Genomic DNA, 22,020 nt, shown 5'->3' on the forward strand with positions numbered 1-22,020 from the left:
ATGACTTAAAAGTCATAATAAATCTGAAAATTTATTTTTATTAAACTCTGGCAAATATTTAGGAAAAAGAAGGTGGACAAATGCCTAAACAAACTTTTTTTAATTTGAACAGCTCCAAACAGAATAGAATTATTGACGCAGCTATAGCAGAGTTTGGGGCTCACCCTTATTTAAAGACGAGCATTAATAGAATAATAAAAAAAGCAGATATATCTAAAGGTAGTTTTTATCAGTACTTTAATAATAAAAAAGACCTCTATAAGTATGTAATTGATCAGGTTTCAGATGCTAAAATGAAGTTTTTGGGAGAAAAACTGCAAAATTATCAGCAGTTAGAATTTTTTGAGCTGCTCAGAGAGCTTTTTATAGCCGGAATTCAATTTAGAAAAAACTTTCCCCGTTATTCGGAAATTGGTGATCGGGTTTTAAACAGCAGTAATAAAGATTTAAAAAATGAACTTTATGCTGAGAGCAAACCAAAAAGCAATGATTTCTTTGAAAAACTCTTACTAAAAGCTGTTCAGGAAGGAAAAATTGACCCAGAGATTGATATAAAATTCACAGCATTTATGCTAACTGAATTTTCGGTCAGCATAGTAAATTATTTTTTTGAGACTCATGACACTGATAATGTAGATGAAATTATGAATTATGTAGATAAAATGCTCTATATCATGAAAAATGGTATAGCAAAGGGGGATAAAAATGTCACTAATTAAGTTAACAGGCCTGGAAAAAATTTATCAGCAGGGAAAAATTGAGGTACCTGCTTTAAGAGGAATAGATATGGAGATTGAGTCAGGAGAGTTTACAACTATTTTTGGTCCCTCTGGTTCTGGAAAAACTACTCTGCTAAATATGATTGGCTGTCTTGATAAGTCCACAGCGGGCGAAATTATTTTTGATGGACATTCAATTAATGACTTAGATAATAAAGAATTGGCAGAAGTTAGGCGTTATAATTTAGGCTTTGTATTTCAGAGTTATAATTTAATTCCAGTTTTAACTGCTTTTGAAAATGTAGAATTTGCAATTAGATTAATAGATAAGCACAGTAAAAAAGAAAGAAAAGATAAGGTGATGTCACTTTTAGAAGAGGTTGGACTTGGAGATATGGCCCACAGACGGCCAAATGAACTTTCTGGAGGACAAAAACAGAGAGTAGCCATTGCCAGAGCTTTAATAAAGGAACCTAAACTTGTTCTGGCAGATGAACCAACCGCCAATCTGGATTCGGAAACCAGTCAAGAAGTTTTAGAACTGATGAAAGAAATGAATGAAGAACTTAACACAACTTTTATTTTTTCAACTCATGATCCTCAGGTAATGGATTATGCTCGCCGTTTAATTGAGATTAAGGATGGAAAAATCAGCAAAGATCAGAGGAGGGATTAGTGATGTTTTTTCTCAGGATGGCGTTTAAAAATTTAACACGTCATAAAAGAAGAACTATCATCACAGCTCTGATAATTGCCTTTGCAATTTTAATCTATGTAATGACAGATGGCTTAATGTTAGGAATGACTGAGATGTCATTTGATAACATTATTAATTTAGAAAGCGGTCATCTGCAGGTTGTAGATCAGAACTACTGGGAAGATAGAAAAGAACTGCCCTTAAAAAATTTAATCACTCCCTCAGCAGAGCTGGAAGCTGAAATAAAAAAAACAGCCGGCTATGTCGCAATGACAAAAAGGCTAAAGTTTGCTGTTAATTTAAATAATGGCATAGATGAGTTACCCGTTACTGGAGTTGGGATTGATTTGGGCCAGGATGATAAAGTTTTTGAATTACAAAACTACCTGGTCGAGGGTAGGATGCCGGAAGCAGACAGCAGTGAGATTATCATGGGAGCAAAGCTGGCCGAATTAATGGATTTTAAAACAGGAGATTATGCTGTAATGCTGATTAGAACCGAGGAGAAAACCTTCAATACAATTGACGGAGAAATTGTAGGTCTTTTTAATACACCTCATCCAAGTCTGAATGAAAGCAATGTTTTTTTACCTCTATCTACGGCCCAGGATCGTTTAAATACAAAGGGTAAAATAAGTCATTATGCAGTTAGACTAAGTGATCAAAATCAGGCTCTTACTGCTGCAGAAGAGTTAAGTACAAGATTGGAAGCTCCTTTGCAAGCATATTCCTGGAAGGATGCGGCTAAAAGTCTGGTAACAATGATTGAAATGCAGGATATTGAAACTCAGGTTGTTCTGGCAGTAATTCTTACCCTGGCTGCAGTAGGAATAATTAATACTGTTATTCTATCTGCTCTGGAGCGAATGGAAGAACTGGGAATGATGAAAGCTCTGGGTATGCACGAGAGAGAAATTGTATATACTTTTATGGGAGAAGCTGCTGGTATAGGAGTAATCGGTGGAATAATGGGAATTATTATGGGGATCATCGGCCTCAGTATTTTTAATATTAATGGAATTGATATTTCAACAATTACGGCAGGAGGAGATATGACCTACGGTTTTCCTTTAAGTGGAACTATTTATGCTGGCTGGGAAATTAGTTCATTTATCTTTGTTTTTATTTATGGAATTATCGTTTCAGTTCTGGCAAGTATTTTCCCTGCCCTATGGGCTGCGCGCAAAGACCCTGTAAAAGCAATTTATCACCGCTAAGGAGGTTAGGAAATGAAATTTTTAATAAGTATTGCTTTCAAAAATATGTTTAGAAATAAATTAAGAACTGTAGTTTCTATCCTGGCTATTGCCTTTGCAGTAATGGTAATTGTTTTTACCAGGGGATTGATTGATGGGATGATCGAAGATACTTACTCACTCTATATTCATTATGACACCGGCCATATAAAAATTATTGATCAAGAATACGAACAAAAAGAAAAATTGCTGTCTTTAAATTATACGGTTAATGGATTGGAAAATAAATCACTATCAGAAATGGAATCTGACTTAAGTGATCTTGATGGAATTGAAATGGTAGTTCCCCGCTTAAAATTCGGGGCAGCAGTAAGTACTGAAGAAGAACTGGTACAGATGCTGGCCTGGGGAGTTGACGGAAAAAAAGAACTTAAATTTACAAATATTGGTCGAGAATTAAGTCGAGGTAGAATGGTTGAGTCTGGCAAAAGAGAGGTTGTGATGGGGACAGCCTTACTGGATAAAATAAATAAAACTGTTGGCGAAAAAGTGACAATGGTTTATACTACAGCCTTTAGTTCTTTTCAGGGAGCAACCTTTGAGATTGTTGGAGAGATAAAAAGTAATCTTCCTTTATTAAATGAACAGGTTGTGTTTATGCCAATTGATACAGCAAGACAGCTGCTTTATTTAAATGACGAAAGTACAGAACTGCTTTTAGTTACTGCAGATAGAGATCAGGTTAATAATTACCTTCCTGCTGTCAGAAATTATTTAGATCAGAATGGGGGAGAGCGTTATCTTGCTCAAAGCTGGAGAAGTGGTAATACATTTATTCAGCTTTTAGAAGTGAGTGAGAAAATTTATAATTTTATCTATTTATTCCTGGTTCTGCTGTCATCAATTGTAGTTATTAATACACTGGTAATGATAGTTAAAGAAAGAACTCAGGAAATAGGTATGATGAGTGCCCTGGGATTAAAAAGCCGAGAAATCCTGGAGCTATTTCTTCTCGAAGGTTCTGCCATGGCAGTGATCGGAAGTTTTTTGGGAGCACTGGGCGGAGGTTTAATAAATTATTATTTATCCGGAGTTGGTTTTGATTACAGTGCAGCTTTTGAAGACATTGATGTTTTAATGAATCCAATTATTTATCCAACATTTAAAATTGAACACATGATTTTTGCCTTTGTTATCGGAGTAGTTGTGACAACTTTAACTGCGATTATTCCGGCCAGAAGAGCTGCTAAATTGGAGCCAACAGAGGCACTGCGCGAAATTTAATAAGTATAAATCTATTCTTTGTTTTATAACGTTTTATAACTTAGAACAAAGCTAAATATTAATTGATTTAGAAAGGGGTCAAAATAATGTTTGCCTATTTAAAGAAACGTAATTATATTAATCTAAAAACCATATTAATTGCTGCGCTGGTTTCTGCTATCCTGGTTAGTATTAATCTGTCTGCTGCCGCTCAAACTACTGCCGCTCAAAATCTGTCTGCAGATGAGATAATCAATCGCCGAGATGAAAATGAATATGTAATTACTGCTTATTCGGAGGCAGAAATGATTATTAAAAATAGCGGTAGATCTCAGACCAAGACTATGCGCAGCTGGCAGGATAAAGAAAACGCTCTGGCAGAATTTACAAACCCGCGTGATCGAGGCACTAAATTTTTAAAAAGAGGTGACGATCTCTGGATGTTCTTTCCTCAGGCAGAAGATCTGGTTAAGATTTCAGGTCATATGCTGGAACAGGGAATGATGGGAAGTGACTTTTCCTATCAGGATATGCTGGAATCAGATAAATTAACAGACCTGTATAATTTTAAGCTTCTTGGAGAAGAAGAATATGAAGGCAGGACGGCTTATAAACTTGAAGGTGTAAAAGTACCGGGTAAAGAAGTCAGCTATTACAGAAGGGTAGTCTGGATTGATAAGGAAAGATTTGTTGGTTTAAAGGAAGACCTTTATGCCGAAAGTGGTAGATTGCTCAAGGAGGCAAGAGTTCTGGAGGTGGAAGAAATAGAAGGACGCTGGTATCCGGTGCATATGGTAATGGAAAATAAACTGCGCCAGAATACAAGTACTGAATTTATTGTCAGGGAAATTGAATTTAACCCGGATTTGCCGGATAATATTTTTACTCTCGAAAGATTACGCTAAATAAGAAGCAGCCTGATTTAAAAATCAAAATTAATCTGCCAGACAACGTTATAAGGATGGTGATGGAAGAAGATGAAATTTTTAAATAGTAGATATAGTATATTTTTAATAATATTTGTTATTATAATAGCTATACTCTCGGTTCCAGTAACAGCTGCAGATATTGGGGGAAAGGCCAGTCTAATCAGTAATTTTACTTATCTTGATTCAGAACTGGATAATAATCTGACTGCAGAATTGGAGCTGGAATGGTTTTTACCCTATGATTTTCCTCTTAATATTCAGAACAGAGCTGTTATTTCTCTAGCAGAAGCGAGAGAAGATAACTTTGAGCTCTGGTTTAAAAAATTATATTTAAAAGAAAAGCTGGGTCCTTTTGATCTCAGCCTTGGTAGGCAGCCGATTTCCTGGTCTTATGGTGCTTTAATTAATCCCGTTGATTACAGTCTGGGAGCCGAAAATTTAGAGGAAGAAAGCAGAGCCAAATTTGTTGATGGTATAGAGTTATATTATCCTATTAATTGGGGAAGTGGTCTGACTTTTGTTGCTTCCAATCTTGAAAATCAAAAAGACCATAAATGGGCTTTGAGAGGAAGAACCACTTTTAAAGGCTATGATTTAAGTCTCAGTTATGTTAACACCCCTGTAGAAGCTGCGGCGGATCTGGAGCGTTATGGTTTAACTGCGAAAGGTGATCTGGGTCCAGTTGGTATTTATGGGGCTTATGGTCTCTGGCAGAGTGATGAGATTGATTATAAAATTTATCAGCTTGGTACAGATTATAGTTATCATTATCTGGCCGGAAGTCAGCTCTATCTGCAGGCAGAATATTTAAGACTTGAAGGCTTGGAAGGAGATATTTCTGCTTTTGACTTATTTAGCCTGGAATCATCAACAGCTGCAGCGAACAGTTCAGATATCAAAAGCAGTTTAGATTTTATTAACACTAATTTAAGTTATGAGATTGACGAATTCTCCTCGATTGGAATAATGACTGTGAGTTATTTAGATGATGGCAGCACTTTATTTATTCCTAATTACAGTTACCTTTTTAGCAGCAACCTACTACTTGAACTGCGGGGCAGTCTTGCCGCCGGTAGTGAAGGAGAGATTTTGGGTGGAGATGCTAAAGGTCTAGAAATTAATTTAAGTTATACTTTTTAAAAACGTACACGCACCGTGAACCTGTCAGTTTATGTCGGTTAAAGTAGAAATTAATTTAATTGTTTTTGGCAAAATTTTTTCCTCCCTCTGTCAATTGGTCTAATTATGTTTTATAATAAAATAAAGAGGATAATTAAATCGAGATTTATTCGAGCAGCTAAATCTTTTTGGCTAATTCTTTGCTCAGATAATGAAGTCAAGCTGTTTAGGGGCTGATATTTATGAAAAAGAAAGTTATTGATAAGATAATCAAAATTGCCAGAGAAAATAATGAAATTAAAGCTGTTTATCTTTTTGGCTCTCAGGCTAAGAATCAAGCCAGTGTAAATAGCGATATAGATATTGCGATACTTCTACAGGATAATTATACTGAAAAAAGTGGAGAAATTAAAGTTGAGATTTACGAAGAGTTAATTAAAGCTGGACTTGATAATATAGATTTAGTTATTTTAAACAAGGCATCAGCCCTTTTAAAATATGAAGTTGTAAAAGAAAATTATCTGCTCTATAAAAAAGAAGATTTTGATGCAGCTTCCTATCAATCTCTAGCAATTAGAAAGTACCTTGATTTTGAGTATTATTTGAAAAAAAATCAGCAGAAGTTTAAGGAGAGAATTTTAAATGGTTAAAAAAGAGATAATTTTGGAAAGATCTCAAAAGTGTAATGAATATCTTAAACAGCTGGGAAAAATAGTAAAAGATATAGAATTTAAAGAATTTAATAATAATCCACTTCTGTATGGAAGTGCCGAAAGATTTTTGCATCTATCAATTGAAGCATTAATTGATATTGGGAATCATATAGTTTCAGATGATGACCTGGGTAGGGTTAATGTTTATAAAGATATTGCTGTAATTTTGGCAGAAAATAATTATCTAAATGAAGAGGAAAAAGAGCTATTTATTCGTATAATTGCTTTTAGAAATATCTTAGTTCATGACTATATGGATTTAGATAGAAATGTAATTTTTAATTTATTAAAAAATAATTTAAATGATATTCGAGGACTTTTGAAATCATATTTGAATTTAGTTTGATTTAGCTTCGGAAAGAATTTATTTCTATATTAAAAGAGGTGAAAAAAATGAAAAAACTTTATCGTTCTCGCGAAAACAGAAAGGTCGGAGGAGTCTGTGGTGGAATAGCAGAATACTTTGGTTTTGATCCAACTCTGGTTCGTTTGGGAGCAATTGTTCTGATTTTTATCTGGGGTGCAGGTCTTTTGGCCTATATTGTGGCCTGGGCCATCATTCCCGAAAGACCAGCTCACATCGATGTTGAATATGATGTCAGCTCAGAGCCAGTACACAAAGACCAGCAGCAGGATAAAAGTGAGGCTGATCAGAATAACGGCACTCATGATGATGATCCAAAATACTATGATATTTAGCAGCAAAAAACTCCAGCTTAGCGGCTGGAGTTTTCGATATTTTTGAGGTGATTTTCAATTTTTCTAATGTATTTTTGGTAACTATTTATAGTCTTTTGAATATTTTTATAGACTATTTTATCATCAATTTCTTCATATTCATAGACAAGTCTGTTTCTCAATCCAGCAGAAGGTGCGATCTCTTCAGCAAACTTTTGATCTACGATCTGACTCTTCCAGCTGGCCCAGATATTCTATCATTTTATTTAATTTTCGGCGCACGATGAGTGGGTCTGTCATTATTTTTGCTCCTCTCTAAAAAATCTTCAATAAATTTTTTATCAAGTTGATAAAAAATGAGGGCATCGTTATGTTCAGCAGCTGCCTTAACCTGGAAATTTTCAAAAAGATTTTCCTCAGACTGATAAAGTAATTTTCCCTCAGAAGCTACTTTAAATTTAATTAAGGGATCAGCGTGATTTAATAAAACCAGATCAACAGGTCGCAGGTCAAAGATTTTAGAAATAGAATAAAGCACATGATCCTGATTTTTCTTTAAAGAACTCTCTTTTTTCACTTTAACTGCCAGATCAATATCACTATTCTCATTAAAGTTTTCTTCTCCATATGAGCCAAATAAGACAAGCAGTTGCAGCTCATAATTTTTAAGAATTTCCCTTATTTTATTAATTTTATCTTCTTCCATAAATACATCTCCCCCTCCGCATAAAACGACATAAATCGGGTGGTACACGGCATCTGTAAGTTTAAAAATCACTTTCCGGAAAAATTTCGTGCAGCCGATTTTTGAAGTCAGCCGGAGCATAGTTCTGGTAATTTTCCACAAGCTGCATCACTTCTTCTAACTGCTGATCACTGATTTCTCCCTTTTCATTGAGCCGGCGGTAGGCGTTGGCAAAAGAAAGTACAAGTTTTAGATCTAGACTGTCCAGATTAGCCATGAGGAATCGTTCCTTCCAGAGATAGATTTTCGGGATCAACAAAACGAATAAACTCTTCTTCAAAAAATAGTTTGATTGAGCCTGTTTGACCGGTACGCTGTTTGGCGATAATAATATCTGTGTCACTTTCGGTACCTTCGGCTTCAGCCTCTTCGCGAGCCTTAGCAGAGGTGTGAGCATGACGGTAGAGGAAGATAACTCCATCGGCAACCTCTTCAATATTACCGGAATCTCTTAAATCAGAAAGCACAGGCCTTTTATCCTGGCGGCTGGTAAAACTACGAGAAATCTGAGAAATTAAAATTACCGGGATATCAAGTTCCGAAGCCAGGTTTCTCAGCTGCAGAACAATCTGACCGACTGCTCGCGAAGTGTTCTGAGCATGCTCTTCCGGCAGCTGAATCATCTGTAAGTAATCAATTACTGCCAGATCAAGCCCATCCATTTGAGCCTTAAACTTACGCAGTCGAGCTCTAATTTGTGCAGTATTTAAACCACGCTCATCAGAAATCATTAAAGGAAGTTCGTGTAGATTATCAAGTGCTTTAGAAACCCGCTGATCTTCTTCATCATTGGTTTCCCCCTGGGTATACTTCCAGGCATTAACCTGTGATTCCTGAACAACCATTCTGTCTACAACCTCAGTTGCATCCATCTCCAGGGACATAATTGCTACTTTTGCCTTTCGTTTAAGCACATTTTTAGCAATATTGATTGCAAAGGCTGTTTTACCCATTGAAGTGGAAGCAGCAATAACTGTCAGGTGACCCCGTTTAAACCCTCCTATTAAATTATCAAGAGAAATAAAACCGCTTCTAAGCCCCACATCAGCTTTTTTATGCTTGCGGTCCATATAGTTGGAAAATGACTCCATCAGGACCTCTTCCATATTATAGATGTGTTTTTCTAAGTCGTTACTTTCATTTGTTGCCTGAAAAATAATCTCCTGAGCCCGGGCTTGATAGTCATCAATAGTCAGATCGTTAGCCTCAGTCAGCTCCTTTAACTTATTGGAAGCCCTTTTTAAGAGTGAGCGCTGATAATCCTTTTTAATTAAATCAATAGTTGGATTCAGCTCATCAACTGTATTGAAACCTGAGGTCAGGCGTTCGATAATTTCTTCTGCTTCATCAACTGCGTTCTGGCTCTGTAAATCTATTAAAAGTTTTGTTCTCGAAATCTGGTTATCCTGCTGATACTGTTTTAAAAGCTGGTCAAAAATGATTTGAGCCTGGGGATCCAGAAAATGCTTAACCTCGAGCAGGTCAGCAACCTCATCAATTTTATCAGGGTACTGCAGCAGGATGCCTAAAAGTTGATATTCATTTTTATTGTATCGGTCATCTTTGCGCTGGTTCTGTACTTCAACTGCCATAATCAGGCCTCCTGTTGTTCTTCAATTTTTTTAACTCTAACATTACCTGCCAGTTCTAAATACTTGTTCATTTCTAAAAGTCTCTGAAAAATACGCTCTCCCATAACCGGAAAACGATTTTTTAAATTTTTAATAGAATAATTTGTTGATAAAATAATTGGTTTTTCCTCTCTATAGCGGCGATCTATAATTTGATAAAGGGTAGAAGAGGCAAACTCAGTTGCTTTTTCGGTACCCAGGTCATCAATTAATAATACCGGTATCTGCTGGACAGTACTTAAAATTTGCTTTTCATCAGTTTCAGGATTATTCTGATTGTAAGTGCTTCTAATCTGCTGTAAAAGATCAGAATAAACAATATAACGGAACTGAATTCCACGATCAATAAGAGCATTAGCAATACAGCCGAGAAGATATGACTTACCACTGCCAATAGGGCCTTCAATAATTAAGCCTCTACTGATTCCATCAGCATTATATTTCTGAACAAAAGAAGAGGCCAGACTGTAAATTTTCTGGGCATTTTCCCGGTAATTCATTCCGCTGTCTGTCATCAGATCAGTTTCATAATAGTTAAGATTTGCATTAGCGAAAGTTGCATTCTGTAAATGACGGGGCAAATTACCATTCTGCTGTTTGCGCTGCCTTAAATCATTTTTGGCACAGCTGCAGATTAAATACTGATTATTTCGATAGATACGTCCGGTATCATGGCACTTCTCGCAGTCCCAGTCCGGTTCCTTATAATCAAGTGGTATATCATGTTTTTTTAAAAGTGCGTGGTAATGAGCTTCCAGACTCTCAATTTCCTTTTTTAATTCCGAAATTGAATTATCTTCAGGGTCTTCCTTATTAAAAAGACCAACTTTTAACATCTTATATTCGCGCTTAAGGGAATTTAAATAACTGTATGCCTGTTCAACATCAGGATACTCCCTGTGAATACGGTCTATTCTTTTTTCTGCTTCCATATATTTTTCTCTGGCCTTACCCTGATATTTATTTGAATTAAACTGTAGTGGCATTTTTGATCCCCTTTCCAAATTTTGTTCAGGCACCGTTTACCAAGGTGAAAAATTCCATCCATTTAAACGATAACTGCAAGTACACAAAATTTACTCCTTGTATTTATCAAAATCTATAAAAAAGTCTTTCCATTTATAGCTGTCTTCATCATCTTTTTCGTTCTTCTTTTTATTTTTAGCTTTATCTTTTTTAGTTTTCTGCTTTTTAGCCCCAGAATCAGATTCAGCCTGATCTCTGCTGTCAGCCTCAGCTGCTTTGCCATCCATTTCTTTTTGCAGCCAGCGGCGAAAATCTGCCAGATTATTGATTCCAAGTTCCTTAATTGGGTTGATAAAATTATCTTCAACATATTTCAAAGAAGGCTGTCCATCTCTTTTGCGGCGGACTGCCTCTCTAATTGCAGCCAGTGCCAGTTCTTTACTTAAGGCCTGTTCCCCACTGAGCCAGTTCTGAAAAGTTTTCAGCTGAGCTGTATTAGAAGAAAAGGATCTGATTCCATAGGCCCGGGCAAGTTCTTTGGTTTCGCGATGCAGCTTATCCTGCTGCTGCAGCTTTTCGTAGGTAGTGATTTCTTCCTGATACCAGCTGTCAATAATTGCCTTCAGATAAGCATAGGCTCCCTGAAGGTGGTCAGTTGCCCCCTGCCTCTTGAGCCACTTATCAACTCTACGCACCAGTTCTTTGAGCATTTTTGCTTCAAAATCATTAAGCCAGCTTTTTATTTCTTCTCGACGGTGAATATTTCTACTGGCTGGTGGGAGAAAAGAAATTAAAGCTGCCGCAATTTCATTTTTAGAGGCAGAATTACTGTTAATCAGCTGTTTTCTGATTTCCGCCCCAGCAGTAGAGCTCTCCTCTACCACCTTTTTATTTTCATTCTTTTTTAGAACTGCTTCTAAATTTAGAAAACAGCGAAAAAAGTTATTCTCCTCAGCTGGTTTCTGGTTGATAACTCCAGTTCTGGCTAGCCCTTTGAGAGCAGATTTTAAAAATTCAATCTCCATCCCCAGAGCCCCAGCAGCCAGAGGGAGTTCAATTTCAATTTCGCTGGCTTCTTTGCGATGAGTGAGAAGATAAAGCAAAACCTTTGTCTCACTGCCAGAAAACTGGCGCAGAAAACCTTTTTCGATTAAACTGTCACCTAAAGTTAAAAGCTGTCTGCTGTCAGCTTCACTTAGATCTAACGTTTTTTTATAGTAATTAGTATTCATTTTATCACCATTTGCCCTTCAAAAATTTAACACTTACATTTATTATATCAGATCTCAGAGATTTTTTAAGAAAAAATCCAATAAATTTATCAGCTGCAGTTAATAATTATATGTGTTATTTAGTTAAAATTCAACAGTCAGGCAGGAGACTTATCTTGACAGCAACCACTGCATCTGCTAATATTAAACTGAAAAAAAGAGAATAGAGATATTATTGGCTGTTCAGCAGCTAAATTGCTGAAATAAGCCTGATATTTATTTTAAAAGAAATTTAATCTAATTTTGAAAAAAAAGAGAGGGAGATTATTTATGCTTTCAAGGTACAGCCGGGCAGAGATGGAGAATGTCTGGAGTGAGGAGAGAAAATATGAGATCTGGCTTGAGATTGAAATTGCTATTTTAAAGGCCAGAGCTGAGCTTAAGGAAATTCCAGTTAGTGCAGCTGAGAAGGTTGAGCAGGAAGCAGAGGTTGATTTAGCCAGGATAAAAGAAATTGAAGCAGAAACTCGTCATGATATGATTGCTTTTATTGAAGGAATCTCTGAGAATCTGGGTGAGGAATCGCGTTTTATTCATGAAGGAGTTACTTCTTCCGATATTAAAGATACAGCCCGGGCAATGCAGATGCAGCAGGCCTGTCAGCTGATTATAGAAGATTTAAGAAGTCTAAAAAACACTCTGGGCCAAAAAGCTCTGGCCGACAAAGATACAATTATGGTCGGCAGAACACATGGAGTTCATGCAGAGCCCATTACCTGGGGACTTAAGGTTTTAAACTGGTATCAGGAGATCGAGCGGCAGATTACCCGTTTTGAACAGCTGGAAGATATTGTAGCGGTAGGACAGATCTCCGGTGCGGTTGGAACTTTTGCTACTATTGAACCGGCAGTAGAAGAGAGGGTCTGTGAGCTTCTGGGGCTTAAAAATTCAAAGGTTAGTTCTCAGATTCTGCAGCGGGATCGGCATGCTGATTTTATCGAAAGAATTGCCCTGGCTGCTGCTTCTATAGAAAAATTTGCAACTGAAATTAGAAACCTGCAGCGGACAGATATTCTCGAGGTTGAAGAAGGTTTTCGCAAGGGACAGAAAGGTTCATCTGCCATGCCGCATAAAAAAAATCCTATTGTCTGTGAACGTTTAAGTGGTCTGGCCCGGGTAATCCGCGGTAATGTGGTTCCGGCTTTAGAAAATGTAAGCCTCTGGCATGAAAGAGATTTAACTCATTCTTCAGTTGAACGGGTTATACTGCCTGATAGTGCAGTACTGCTCGATTACATGCTGCATAAGTTTAAAGGAGTAATGGAGGAGTTAGTAGTCAATGAGGATAATATGAAGCTCAATCTGGAGAAGACTCTAGGTCTGACTTTTTCTCAGCGCTTAATGCTGGCCTTAGTGGAAAAGGGACTGCGCCGAGAAGACGCCTATGAGCTGGCCCAGAGAAATGCAATGACTGCCTGGGAAGAAAAGAAAGATTACAGAAAGCTGATTGCCGCTGATCAGGAAATTAGAGAATATTTAAATGAGAAAGAACTTGATCAGATTTTCGACTGGCAGGTTTATTTAAAAAACATTGATCGGGTTTTTGCGCGGACAGGATTAATTTAAGGATGCATATTCACTTTATTTTTGTTAAACTATAGTTAAGAGCTAAGAAGTTAGTATTTAATAGTCCTTAACTCAGATAAAGGAGAACTGCTGGAGAGAACAATATTTAATATTTAATTAAAATATTTTAGTAAAACAGTAGAGCTGAAAAGATTAAATTAAAGAATAAGTGAGGAGAGAATTTAAATGTCTAATAAGATAGTTGTTGGTGCACAGTGGGGCGATGAAGGCAAAGGTAAGATTACTGATATGCTGGCTGAAACTGCTGATTTAGTTGTTCGCTATGGAGGCGGAAATAATGCCGGTCATACAGTAATAGTTGATCAGGAAAAATTTGAACTGCACTTGATTCCATCCGGAATTTTATATGAGGATAAAAAATCTGTCCTGGGTGGAGGAGTAGTAATTGACCCTGAGGCCATGGTTGAGGAGATGGAGGGCCTAGAAGATCGGGGAATTTCCCTGGCCAACCTTTATATTTCCGAAACAGCCCATGTAATTATGCCCTACCACAGAATGCTTGATGCCCTGGAGGAAGAACGTAAAGGGGACAGTAAAATTGGAACTACCGGTAAAGGAATTGGACCCTGTTATACAGATAAGACTGCCCGCCGGGGAATTAGAATTGCCGATCTGCTGGATGAAGGCAGATTGAGAGCCAAACTGGAAAAAGCACTTGATTATCATAATGTATTATTAGAAAAGGTTTATAATGCAAAAACATTAAAAGTGGAAGAAATTATTAAAGAATACCAGCCGTACATAGAAAAGTTGAGACCATATGTAACAAATACATCTCTACTGCTTAATGAAGCTCATAAAAAAAATCAAAAAATATTTTTCGAAGGAGCTCAGGGGACATTACTTGATGTAGATTACGGTACCTACCCCTTTGTAACCTCTTCCAATCCGACTGCTGGCGGAGTCTGTACCGGGACTGGTATGGGACCCACAACTATAGATGATGTAATTGGAGTTACTAAAGCCTACCTCACCCGAGTTGGAGCAGGACCCTTCCCGACAGAACTGGATAACGAACAGGGAGAATATCTAAGAGATAAGGGACATGAGTTTGGAGTTACTACTGGCCGCCCCCGCCGATGTGGTTGGCTGGATATTCCGATTTTAAAACATGCAGTCAGAGTTAATGGTTTAACTGAGATTGCTCTGACTAAAATAGATGTTTTAACCGGTCTGGATGAGATTAAAGTCTGTACAGCCTATAAGCACGGAGAAGAAATTGTCGAAGAATTTCCTCCCTATCTGGAAAGTGAAATTCCTTATGAGCCGGTTTACGAAGAATGGCCAGGTTGGGAAGAAGATATTACTGAGATTAGAGATTTTGAAAAACTGCCCGAAAATGCTAAAAAATACATAGAAAGAATTGAAGAACTGATCGGAATTCCGGCTAAAATAATTAGTGTTGGACCTGGCCGGAAACAGGCAATTATCAGATAAATAAAAGACGAGGAGGATCGGTTATGAAGGTATTAATAGTAGGAAATGGAGGCAGAGAACATGCCTTAGCCTGGAAGCTATATCAGAGCGAAAAAGTAGATAAAATCTACGCTGCTCCAGGTAATGATGGAATGTTAGAAATTGCAGAAAGAGTTGATATAGAAACAGATGAGATAGAATCCCTGGCCAATTTTGCTCGTGAAAATGAAATTGGAATGACTGTTGTTGGTCCGGAAGAGCCACTGGTGGCAGGGATAGTTGATTATTTTGTTGAGCGTGATTTGCCGATATTTGGACCTAAAAAACAGGCAGCACTGCTGGAAGGTAGTAAAGCTTTTGCCAAAGAAATTTTAAATAAATACAATATTCCAACCGGAGAGTACGAAGTTTTTACTGATCCGGACTCTGCTCTAAACTATCTTGAAAATGCTGAATATCCTCTTGTAGTTAAGGCTAATGGCCTGGCAGGTGGGAAGGGAGTAATTGTTGCTTCTAATTACCAGAATGCTCAGGATGCGGTTTCCAGAATTATGGAGGATAAGGCATTTGGTGATGCGGGTGACAGAATTGTAGTAGAGGATTTCATTGAAGGAGAAGAAGTTTCTATTTTTGCTCTGACAGATGGCCAGACTATTCTTCCTGTAACCAGTACCAGAGAGCATAAGGCAGTTTTTGAGGGAGAAGAGGGGCCGAATACTGGTGGTATGGGATCATATTCTCCTTCCCCCTATGTAGATGCAGAAGTAATGGATCAGATCTGTCGTGAGATCTTAAGACCGACCCTTCATGCTTTAAACAGTGAAGGGATTGATTACCGGGGTGTGATGCATGTTGGGATTATTCTGACCGAAAATGGTCCGGAAGTAATTGATTACAATGCGCGTTTTGGAGATCCAGAAACTCAGGTTATTATGCCGCTGCTGGCAGAAGATCTGCTGGAGCTGATGCAGATGACCAATGATGTAAAATTAAAATATAAAAAAGAGATTAATGTTTATGGCAGTGATGCAGTCTGTGTGATTCTTGCTGCCGCTGGTTATCCTCTAACTTATGAGACAGGTTATGAGATTAAAGGATTAGAAAATCTTAAGCATCATGATGATCTAATTGTTTTTCATTCTGGGACCAGGCTTGAAGATGGGAAATATTACACTGATGGTGGCAGAGTTCTCGGAATGACAGCAGTTGGAGAAGGAATCTTAAGCGTTATTGATTCTGTTTACAATTATATTAATGAGGTAGAGTTTAAAGACATGCATTACAGAACTGATATTGGTTTTACTATCTCAGAGGTGCCTGAAAACTCAGTTGAGTAATTTAGACAAAAAATAACAAAAACCGACAGGTGCTGCGTACCTGTCAGTTTTTGTTGATATTTGCAGCAGAGATAGAGCTTGCATTTGTCTCCTGGAGTCGGTATAATAAACTTGAGTATGGAACTTATATTTTTATTTTAATAGATGGTTCGACAAAAACTTACAAGTACCGGGTACCCATCGGTTCTTGTCGAATTCAGGAGGTAAAATTTATGTTTAAAAGATTAAAATGCGATATTAATGCAGTTTTTGATAGAGATCCAGCAGCTGATAATCTGCTGGAGGTTATCCTGGCTTATTCAGGCTTGCACGCTCTGCTTTTTCACCGTTTTTCGCACTGGCTTTACAGTAAGGGATTAAGAACGATCCCCCGTCTTATTTCCCAGCTTTCTCGTTTTTTGACTGGAATTGAAATTCATCCAGGAGCAGAAATTGGCTGTGGATTTTTTATTGATCATGGTATGGGGGTAGTAATTGGTGAGACAACTGAGATTGGTGATAACGTAACTCTTTATCAGGGAGTGACTCTGGGAGGAACAGGTAAAGAACGTGGCAAACGTCACCCTACTATAGGGAACAATGTAGTGATTGGCGCTGGAGCTAAAGTGCTTGGTTCAATTAAAATTGGTGATGATGCTAAAATTGGTGCTGGCTCGGTTGTTTTAAAAGATGTGTAGGAAAATTCCACGGTTGTCGGTATTCCCGGACGAGTTGTAACCCGTGATGGCCGAAGAGTTCATCCGGAACGCGATTTAGAACATGCTGATCTTCCAGATCCAATTCGGGATAAACTGCGCGAATTGGAAGCAGATTTTTCAAAACTAAAAAAAGAAATTTTAACCAGTGATTCATTTGAAGATGTCGGTTAAAATTGAGAGTTTAAAATTTAATATAAATATTACAGATGACAGTTTCCCTCAGGGAGCTGTCATTTTTTTCTTGCTGTGATATAATAAAATTACTGAATTATAATTTTAATTAAATTTGGGAATTATTCTGCTTTGTTATTTAGGAGGAAGAGCGAAATGGGTATCAAAAAAATTAAGGTTTCAAACTTTAAAAGTTTTAAGGAACTGGAAGTTAATTTAAAACAATTTAATGTTTTTGTGGGAGCTAATGCGGCCGGAAAGTCCAGCTTTATTCAAATATTTGATTTTATTAGAGATATAATTCGCAGTGGCTTAAGCAATGCTATTTCAATGCAGGGGGGAGTTGAATATCTAAGAAATATTAATATTGGAGATCAGGAGCCCCTTAAGGTAGAGATTATTTTTGATCGCCCCAATATACAGAAGATTGAAAAAGAAAATAATGATAATCTACTCTGTCGAGAAGCTTATGAAAGCAAATATCAATTCAAAATTGATTTTAATGGTGAAGATTATATAGTTAAAGAGGATCAATTAACTCTTAAATTTAAATACCATGAGATTGAAAAGAAAAACCAAATAGCTGAGAAAACTAGAAGACAAAAGGAAATGGGAGAAGTTATTCTCACATTGTTGAAAGAAGATAATAATCTAGATATTAAAATTGATAAAGATACTTTAAAAACAGATCAGATTAAAATTAATAAAGACAATATATTACCTTCATTTGTAGAAGAAATTAGCCTTTCTGATAAGGAATTGATTTTAGAGACCCCATTTGCTTTTATTATTGAGCGCTCACTTAAAGAAATTTTAGGTGGTATTTCAATTTACAATATTAATCCCTTATTATCTAAAAAAGCAACTCCTATAACTGGTAAGGCAGAATTAGAAGAAGATGGGGAAAATCTGGCCATAGTATTAAAAAATATAATTGAAAATCCAGAAAAGGCAAGGAAATTTTCTAATATAGTTAAAGATATTCTTCCTTTTGTCAAGAATATTGATATTGAAAAATTTGCTGATAAATCATTACTTTTCAAATTAAAAGAAGAATATTCCCAAAAAGATTATATTCCAGCTTCAATTCTTTCTGATGGAACTATAAGTACAATTGCTTTAATAATCGCCCTTTATTTTGAAGAGAAAAAAATTGCAATAATAGAAGAGCCTGAAAGAAATATTCATCCTCATCTTATTTCTAAATTGGTAGATATGTTCATTGATGCATCAAAACATAAACAGATTTTGATAACCACTCATAATCCAGAGTTGATCAAGTACATTGATTTGCAGGATTTATTTTTGGTTCATCGTGATACAAGTGGATTTTCTAAAATTACCAAACCCGTAGAAAATAAAGAAGTTAAAATATTTCTTGAAAATGACATGGGAATAGATGATTTGTATATACAAAATTTACTGGAGGTGTAGTTTTGTATAAACAATTATATATCCTAGTTGAAGGAAATGACGATGAAAGATTTTTTAGAGAGATAATCATGCCTTTATTTGAAAATGATTATGATAATATTGCCATCTGGCAATACGCCCAGCAGAAATATAAAAAAATCAAAAAGTTTATTAAAAGTATTAATTCAATGGAGGCAGATTATTTTTTGGTGGGAGATTTGGATGAAAATAGTTGTGTGACTGAAAAAAAAGAGAAGATTTTAGAGGCTTTTGGAAATGTTTCTCTTAAAAAAATCATTGTTGTTATAAAAGAAATTGAGAGTTGGTATCTTGCTGGATTGGATCAAAAAACAAGTTCAAATATTGGTATCCATAATTTTGAGGATACAAATGATTTATTTAAAGAGGATTTTAATGAATTATTAGAGACAAAATATGATTCTAGAATTGATTTTATGCAGGAAATTATAAAGGTATTTTCAATTAAAGTTGCATTAGAAAAAAATAATTCGTTTAGATATTTTTTCAATAAATTTATTAATATAAATTAAATCACTTAAAATGGGGGAATTAAAAATGCAAAAGAGGAAGCTTGGGAAAACTGGATTGGAAATTAGTTTACTGGGATTTGGAGGATTTCATTTAATAGAAATTCCTGCCGATCAGGCTGCTAACTTATTAAATACCTATTTAGATAGAGGAGGTAATTATCTTGAGACTGCGGCTTCTTATGGTGATGGGGAATCAGAAAAGAAGATAGGAGAAATTGTAAAGCAAAGAAGAGATGAGATTATACTTGCCAGCAAAACTGGTGTTAGAGATGCTAAAGGAGCAATGGAGGAAATAGATCGGAGCTTAAAAAACCTGCAGACAGATCATCTTGACATTATTTTTATGCATGGTGTTGGTGATCAGGACGATTTAAATGATATATTAAAACCGGGCGGTTCACTGGAAGCAGCTAAAAAGGCAAAAGAAATGGGAAAGGTAAAACATATCGGAATTACTGGACATGGACAGCCTGATGTTTTAATTGAAGCTTTAAAAACAGGTGAATTTGAAGTAATGATGACACTTTTCAACTATTTTGATAAATTCAACTTCCCTAAATTAGAAGCGGAATTGCTGCCTCTGGTTAAAGAAAAAAACATTGGTACTCTCTGCATGAAACCACTTGCGGATGGATTTTTATGGCAGAACGTGGAAGATGCTTTTCGTTATGTTTTTTCTTTGCCTGTAGATGCTGTAGTGACAGGAATGAATAATAGAGAAATGCTTGAAATGGATTTAAAACTGGCAGAGGAGTTTGAGCCAATGAATGAGGCTGAAAAAGAAGAATTGTTCGCTAATGCTGAGGAACTGGGAGATTATATCTGTCGTCAGTGTGATAGCTGCAGTGTATCGCAAAAATTTGGAGAAAATATTAAAGATGTATTTAGAATGGAAGGCTATTTTGATCGTCAGATGTATGATGGCAGGCCCAGAAATCCTGCTGAATATGCCCTGAGAGATCGTCTCCGTTTCTGGTTTGGCGATAGGGAACTGGCAGAAGAAAGATATAAGAAGCTGGATCTTAGTGCGGCAGATTTATTGGGAAAAACGGCTGAATTTAAAGCCTGTAAGTATGGTCTTGATCTAAAAAACAAGCTGGAGATAGTTGATTATAAACTGGGCGAAAGTGATATAATGAATTAGAATAGAGTTAACAAAAAGCCCAGCTTTCAGGCTGGGCTTTTCTAAAGATTAATATAAAGCCGATTTTACACGACAGCTGTATATTATCTGCATATTTTATAAAGAGACTAATTCATATTCTTTACTGCCCATTCCAATTTCTGCAGCATAATCAATCTGTCTAACTCCACCATCAGTATTTGGATGAACTGCTTTAAACTTATTTTCTCCCGGCTTCAAATCACGATCTTCAAGCATTCCTTTAGGCTCAGCCTGATTAACCAGATCTAAAGAGGCCTGCTCCAGAGCGACCGGATCTTTTGAAGCCAGAATACCAATATCATTAACAATTGGACGATCACTCCAGCCGGCACAATCACAGTCAGGTGAAACATTAGTAATGAAATTAATATAAACATTTTTTCTATCCTTTACAATTCCATAAGTAAATTCAACCTGACGCTCTTCCATACCTTCACTGGTTGACTCCCATTCTACAGAAATTGCATCTGTTGGGCAAGTGACAACGCATTCCCCACAACCAATACAAATTTCATGATCAATATAACTTTCATCTTCATTAATGATAATACAGTTTTCTGGACAGTGTTTGACACACTTCATACATTTAATACATTCTGATTCGGTAATTTCAGGTAGAACTGCCGAATGCATCATCTGCTTTCCAGCTCGACTGCCCAGTCCCATTCCAATATTTTTAAAAGTTCCTCCAAAACCAGCCAGTTCATGACCTTTAAAATGAGCAAGACTAATTAAAACATCTGCCTCCAGTACTTCCGAAGCAATACGAACATTATCAAAATGCTTAAGATTAACTTCAACTTCAGTAGAGCCTTTACCTTTTAGCCCATCTGCAATAATAATTGGTGCCTGGACGGTAGCATAACCAAATCCATTTCCGATGGCTGAGTTTAGGTGATCTACAGAATTGGACCTTTGTCCACTGTAGAGAGTATTAGCATCAGTCAAAAATGGTTTTCCTTTTAATTTCTTTGCAATTTGAACAATTTCGCGGGTAAAAACCGGTCTAATAAAAGCTGTATTTCCGGGTTCTCCAAAATGTTGTTTAATTGCCACAAAATCATCTTTCTCAATTAATTCGTGAAAACCTGCCTTATAAAACAATTTCCCCAATTTTTTAACCATACTTTCACTATTCGTTGTTGATTTCATATCGGCAATATAAACTTTGCTTGCCATAAAAAATCTCCCCTTTCAAATAAAATTGAATTGTAAAGTCAGTGTTTTTAATTAGCTGATTGTATTTTGTCATTTACTTTAATGGCAGTTTTGCTGCCCAGGAGTCCCAGACAGTAGATTGTAATTCCAATTATAATTAAAAGCCAGCTCGAATTTTCACTCAGCAGTTTGTAGCCCAGTAAAAATTCACTTAAAATTATAAAACTAATAAAACCATAAAACGGGAAAAAAGCAGTGGAGAAAACAATTTCAGTCTTTCTCTTATATTTTTTAAAAATATAAGAAGTGATTTCTGTCAAAATTCCTGCACTCAAAATAGCTATTCCCATAAATACAGTAATGAAACTCATCATTATAGCAAAAAGAAGTGATAGAATAAGAATAACTCCATTTTTATTTATTTTTATTAAAGGAAAAGTATACATAAAGGCCAAAAATGGCGCCATCATAATAAATTTTGAGCCGGGTAAAGGTAGAATATAAGAAGAAAAATAAAAAATAAAACCTAAGACAATAATTAAGGCAACTGTAATTCCCATCAAAGAAATTTCTCTATTTTTAAAATGCATAAATCTC

General features: G+C 36.3%; 23 protein-coding genes and 1 pseudogene. 16 read left to right on the top strand and 8 right to left on the bottom strand.

The window, feature by feature from the left end:
* The first annotated feature begins 80 nt into the window (after positions 1-80).
* The 9 genes from BW929_RS03705 to BW929_RS03745 all read left to right on the top strand — a co-directional run bounded on the left by BW929_RS03705 (position 81) and on the right by BW929_RS03745 (position 7,335).
* Positions 81-719: a TetR/AcrR family transcriptional regulator gene (locus BW929_RS03705; RefSeq protein ID WP_076544044.1), complete on the top strand. Its 639-nt coding sequence runs from the start codon at positions 81-83 to the stop codon at positions 717-719.
* The gene (locus BW929_RS03710) at positions 706-1,395 is read left to right on the top strand and encodes an ABC transporter ATP-binding protein (RefSeq protein ID WP_076544045.1); all 690 of its coding nucleotides are present in this window, start codon (positions 706-708) and stop codon (positions 1,393-1,395) included. The genes BW929_RS03705 and BW929_RS03710 overlap by 14 nt, the downstream gene beginning before the upstream one ends.
* 2 nt (positions 1,396-1,397) lie before the next feature.
* Positions 1,398-2,633, top strand: coding sequence for an ABC transporter permease (locus tag BW929_RS03715; RefSeq protein ID WP_076544046.1), 1,236 nt, complete (start codon positions 1,398-1,400; stop codon positions 2,631-2,633).
* A gap of 12 nt (positions 2,634-2,645) precedes the next feature.
* A complete protein-coding gene (locus BW929_RS03720) occupies positions 2,646-3,896 on the top strand; it encodes an ABC transporter permease (protein WP_076544047.1) in 1,251 nt (416 codons plus the stop codon).
* An 86-nt stretch (positions 3,897-3,982) separates the two neighbouring features.
* Positions 3,983-4,780 (top strand): outer membrane lipoprotein-sorting protein, encoded by a 798-nt coding sequence (locus BW929_RS03725; protein WP_076544048.1) that lies wholly within the window; start codon positions 3,983-3,985, stop codon positions 4,778-4,780.
* A gap of 72 nt (positions 4,781-4,852) precedes the next feature.
* Positions 4,853-5,944 (top strand): hypothetical protein, encoded by a 1,092-nt coding sequence (locus BW929_RS03730; RefSeq protein WP_076544049.1) that lies wholly within the window; start codon positions 4,853-4,855, stop codon positions 5,942-5,944.
* A 221-nt stretch (positions 5,945-6,165) separates the two neighbouring features.
* The gene (gene mntA / locus BW929_RS03735; RefSeq protein ID WP_076544050.1) at positions 6,166-6,573 is read left to right on the top strand and encodes a type VII toxin-antitoxin system MntA family adenylyltransferase antitoxin; all 408 of its coding nucleotides are present in this window, start codon (positions 6,166-6,168) and stop codon (positions 6,571-6,573) included.
* The gene (hepT, locus tag BW929_RS03740; protein WP_076544051.1) at positions 6,566-6,982 is read left to right on the top strand and encodes a type VII toxin-antitoxin system HepT family RNase toxin; all 417 of its coding nucleotides are present in this window, start codon (positions 6,566-6,568) and stop codon (positions 6,980-6,982) included. Before mntA (BW929_RS03735) ends, hepT begins: the two co-directional genes overlap by 8 nt.
* A 47-nt stretch (positions 6,983-7,029) precedes the next feature.
* Positions 7,030-7,335 (top strand): PspC domain-containing protein, encoded by a 306-nt coding sequence (locus BW929_RS03745; protein WP_076544052.1) that lies wholly within the window; start codon positions 7,030-7,032, stop codon positions 7,333-7,335.
* Positions 7,336-7,352: 17 nt separating this feature from the next.
* Here BW929_RS03745 and BW929_RS15605 read toward each other — a convergent pair whose 3' ends face one another.
* The 6 genes from BW929_RS15605 to BW929_RS03775 form a co-directional block, all read right to left on the bottom strand.
* Positions 7,353-7,565 carry a HepT-like ribonuclease domain-containing protein gene (locus BW929_RS15605; protein WP_084566080.1) on the bottom strand — a complete coding sequence of 71 codons (213 nt, stop codon included), beginning with the start codon at positions 7,563-7,565 and terminating at the stop codon, positions 7,353-7,355.
* Positions 7,566-7,576: 11 nt separating this feature from the next.
* Complete coding sequence (gene mntA, locus BW929_RS03755; RefSeq protein ID WP_076544053.1) at positions 7,577-8,020, bottom strand: type VII toxin-antitoxin system MntA family adenylyltransferase antitoxin; 444 nt, start codon at positions 8,018-8,020, stop codon at positions 7,577-7,579.
* A 61-nt stretch (positions 8,021-8,081) separates the two neighbouring features.
* Positions 8,082-8,276 carry a hypothetical protein gene (locus tag BW929_RS03760; protein WP_076544054.1) on the bottom strand — a complete coding sequence of 65 codons (195 nt, stop codon included), beginning with the start codon at positions 8,274-8,276 and terminating at the stop codon, positions 8,082-8,084.
* Positions 8,269-9,651 carry a replicative DNA helicase gene (locus tag BW929_RS03765; protein WP_076544055.1) on the bottom strand — a complete coding sequence of 461 codons (1,383 nt, stop codon included), beginning with the start codon at positions 9,649-9,651 and terminating at the stop codon, positions 8,269-8,271. The genes BW929_RS03760 and BW929_RS03765 overlap by 8 nt, the downstream gene beginning before the upstream one ends.
* Positions 9,652-9,653: 2 nt before the next feature.
* The gene (locus tag BW929_RS03770; RefSeq protein WP_076544056.1) at positions 9,654-10,676 is read right to left on the bottom strand and encodes an ATP-binding protein; all 1,023 of its coding nucleotides are present in this window, start codon (positions 10,674-10,676) and stop codon (positions 9,654-9,656) included.
* A gap of 90 nt (positions 10,677-10,766) precedes the next feature.
* Complete coding sequence (locus BW929_RS03775) at positions 10,767-11,888, bottom strand: DnaD domain protein (protein ID WP_076544057.1); 1,122 nt, start codon at positions 11,886-11,888, stop codon at positions 10,767-10,769.
* A 309-nt stretch (positions 11,889-12,197) separates the two neighbouring features.
* Here BW929_RS03775 and purB point away from each other — a divergent pair, with 309 nt between their 5' ends.
* From purB to BW929_RS03810, 7 genes and pseudogenes are all read left to right on the top strand, one after another.
* Complete coding sequence (gene purB / locus BW929_RS03780) at positions 12,198-13,493, top strand: adenylosuccinate lyase (RefSeq protein ID WP_076544058.1); 1,296 nt, start codon at positions 12,198-12,200, stop codon at positions 13,491-13,493.
* Between the two features lie 186 nt (positions 13,494-13,679).
* Positions 13,680-14,951: an adenylosuccinate synthase gene (locus BW929_RS03785; RefSeq protein WP_076544059.1), complete on the top strand. Its 1,272-nt coding sequence runs from the start codon at positions 13,680-13,682 to the stop codon at positions 14,949-14,951.
* 23 nt (positions 14,952-14,974) lie between these two features.
* Complete coding sequence (gene purD / locus BW929_RS03790; protein WP_076544060.1) at positions 14,975-16,267, top strand: phosphoribosylamine--glycine ligase; 1,293 nt, start codon at positions 14,975-14,977, stop codon at positions 16,265-16,267.
* A gap of 212 nt (positions 16,268-16,479) precedes the next feature.
* A pseudogene (gene cysE / locus BW929_RS03795) lies at positions 16,480-17,136 on the top strand (serine O-acetyltransferase).
* 156 nt (positions 17,137-17,292) lie between these two features.
* A complete protein-coding gene (locus BW929_RS03800) occupies positions 17,293-18,570 on the top strand; it encodes an AAA family ATPase (protein ID WP_076544061.1) in 1,278 nt (425 codons plus the stop codon).
* 2 nt (positions 18,571-18,572) lie between these two features.
* Positions 18,573-19,100 carry a hypothetical protein gene (locus tag BW929_RS03805; RefSeq protein WP_076544062.1) on the top strand — a complete coding sequence of 176 codons (528 nt, stop codon included), beginning with the start codon at positions 18,573-18,575 and terminating at the stop codon, positions 19,098-19,100.
* 25 nt (positions 19,101-19,125) lie between these two features.
* On the top strand, positions 19,126-20,244 hold the full coding sequence (locus tag BW929_RS03810; protein WP_076544063.1) for an aldo/keto reductase: 1,119 nt from the start codon (positions 19,126-19,128) through the stop codon (positions 20,242-20,244).
* 96 nt (positions 20,245-20,340) lie between these two features.
* On the opposite strand, the gene BW929_RS03815 is transcribed toward BW929_RS03810, so the two are convergent.
* Both BW929_RS03815 and BW929_RS03820 read right to left on the bottom strand, forming a co-directional pair.
* Positions 20,341-21,444: a DUF362 domain-containing protein gene (locus BW929_RS03815; protein ID WP_076544064.1), complete on the bottom strand. Its 1,104-nt coding sequence runs from the start codon at positions 21,442-21,444 to the stop codon at positions 20,341-20,343.
* A 47-nt stretch (positions 21,445-21,491) separates the two neighbouring features.
* Positions 21,492-22,013 carry a hypothetical protein gene (locus BW929_RS03820; RefSeq protein WP_076544065.1) on the bottom strand — a complete coding sequence of 174 codons (522 nt, stop codon included), beginning with the start codon at positions 22,011-22,013 and terminating at the stop codon, positions 21,492-21,494.
* Positions 22,014-22,020 lie beyond the last annotated feature (7 nt).

Origin of the sequence: Halanaerobium kushneri (assembly GCF_900156285.1) — a bacterium.
In the GTDB taxonomy this organism is placed as follows: domain Bacteria; phylum Bacillota; class Halanaerobiia; order Halanaerobiales; family Halanaerobiaceae; genus Halanaerobium; species Halanaerobium kushneri.

Excerpts from the sequence above, each read along its gene's own strand:
- mntA (WP_076544053.1), bottom strand. The coding sequence starts at position 8,020 with ATGGAAGAAGATAAAATTAATAAAATAAGGGAAATTCTTAAAAATTAT.
- BW929_RS03800 (WP_076544061.1), top strand. The coding sequence starts at position 17,293 with ATGGGTATCAAAAAAATTAAGGTTTCAAACTTTAAAAGTTTTAAGGAA.
- hepT (WP_076544051.1), top strand. The coding sequence starts at position 6,566 with ATGGTTAAAAAAGAGATAATTTTGGAAAGATCTCAAAAGTGTAATGAA.
- BW929_RS03745 (WP_076544052.1), top strand. The coding sequence starts at position 7,030 with ATGAAAAAACTTTATCGTTCTCGCGAAAACAGAAAGGTCGGAGGAGTC.
- BW929_RS03765 (WP_076544055.1), bottom strand. The coding sequence starts at position 9,651 with ATGGCAGTTGAAGTACAGAACCAGCGCAAAGATGACCGATACAATAAA.
- purD (WP_076544060.1), top strand. The coding sequence starts at position 14,975 with ATGAAGGTATTAATAGTAGGAAATGGAGGCAGAGAACATGCCTTAGCC.
- BW929_RS03785 (WP_076544059.1), top strand. The coding sequence starts at position 13,680 with ATGTCTAATAAGATAGTTGTTGGTGCACAGTGGGGCGATGAAGGCAAA.
- BW929_RS03820 (WP_076544065.1), bottom strand. The coding sequence starts at position 22,013 with ATGCATTTTAAAAATAGAGAAATTTCTTTGATGGGAATTACAGTTGCC.
- BW929_RS03720 (WP_076544047.1), top strand. The coding sequence starts at position 2,646 with ATGAAATTTTTAATAAGTATTGCTTTCAAAAATATGTTTAGAAATAAA.
- BW929_RS03705 (WP_076544044.1), top strand. The coding sequence starts at position 81 with ATGCCTAAACAAACTTTTTTTAATTTGAACAGCTCCAAACAGAATAGA.
- purB (WP_076544058.1), top strand. The coding sequence starts at position 12,198 with ATGCTTTCAAGGTACAGCCGGGCAGAGATGGAGAATGTCTGGAGTGAG.
- BW929_RS03775 (WP_076544057.1), bottom strand. The coding sequence starts at position 11,888 with ATGAATACTAATTACTATAAAAAAACGTTAGATCTAAGTGAAGCTGAC.
- mntA (WP_076544050.1), top strand. The coding sequence starts at position 6,166 with ATGAAAAAGAAAGTTATTGATAAGATAATCAAAATTGCCAGAGAAAAT.
- BW929_RS03730 (WP_076544049.1), top strand. The coding sequence starts at position 4,853 with ATGAAATTTTTAAATAGTAGATATAGTATATTTTTAATAATATTTGTT.
- BW929_RS03810 (WP_076544063.1), top strand. The coding sequence starts at position 19,126 with ATGCAAAAGAGGAAGCTTGGGAAAACTGGATTGGAAATTAGTTTACTG.
- BW929_RS03710 (WP_076544045.1), top strand. The coding sequence starts at position 706 with ATGTCACTAATTAAGTTAACAGGCCTGGAAAAAATTTATCAGCAGGGA.
- BW929_RS03715 (WP_076544046.1), top strand. The coding sequence starts at position 1,398 with ATGTTTTTTCTCAGGATGGCGTTTAAAAATTTAACACGTCATAAAAGA.
- BW929_RS03725 (WP_076544048.1), top strand. The coding sequence starts at position 3,983 with ATGTTTGCCTATTTAAAGAAACGTAATTATATTAATCTAAAAACCATA.
- BW929_RS03770 (WP_076544056.1), bottom strand. The coding sequence starts at position 10,676 with ATGCCACTACAGTTTAATTCAAATAAATATCAGGGTAAGGCCAGAGAA.
- BW929_RS03760 (WP_076544054.1), bottom strand. The coding sequence starts at position 8,276 with ATGGCTAATCTGGACAGTCTAGATCTAAAACTTGTACTTTCTTTTGCC.
- BW929_RS03815 (WP_076544064.1), bottom strand. The coding sequence starts at position 21,444 with ATGGCAAGCAAAGTTTATATTGCCGATATGAAATCAACAACGAATAGT.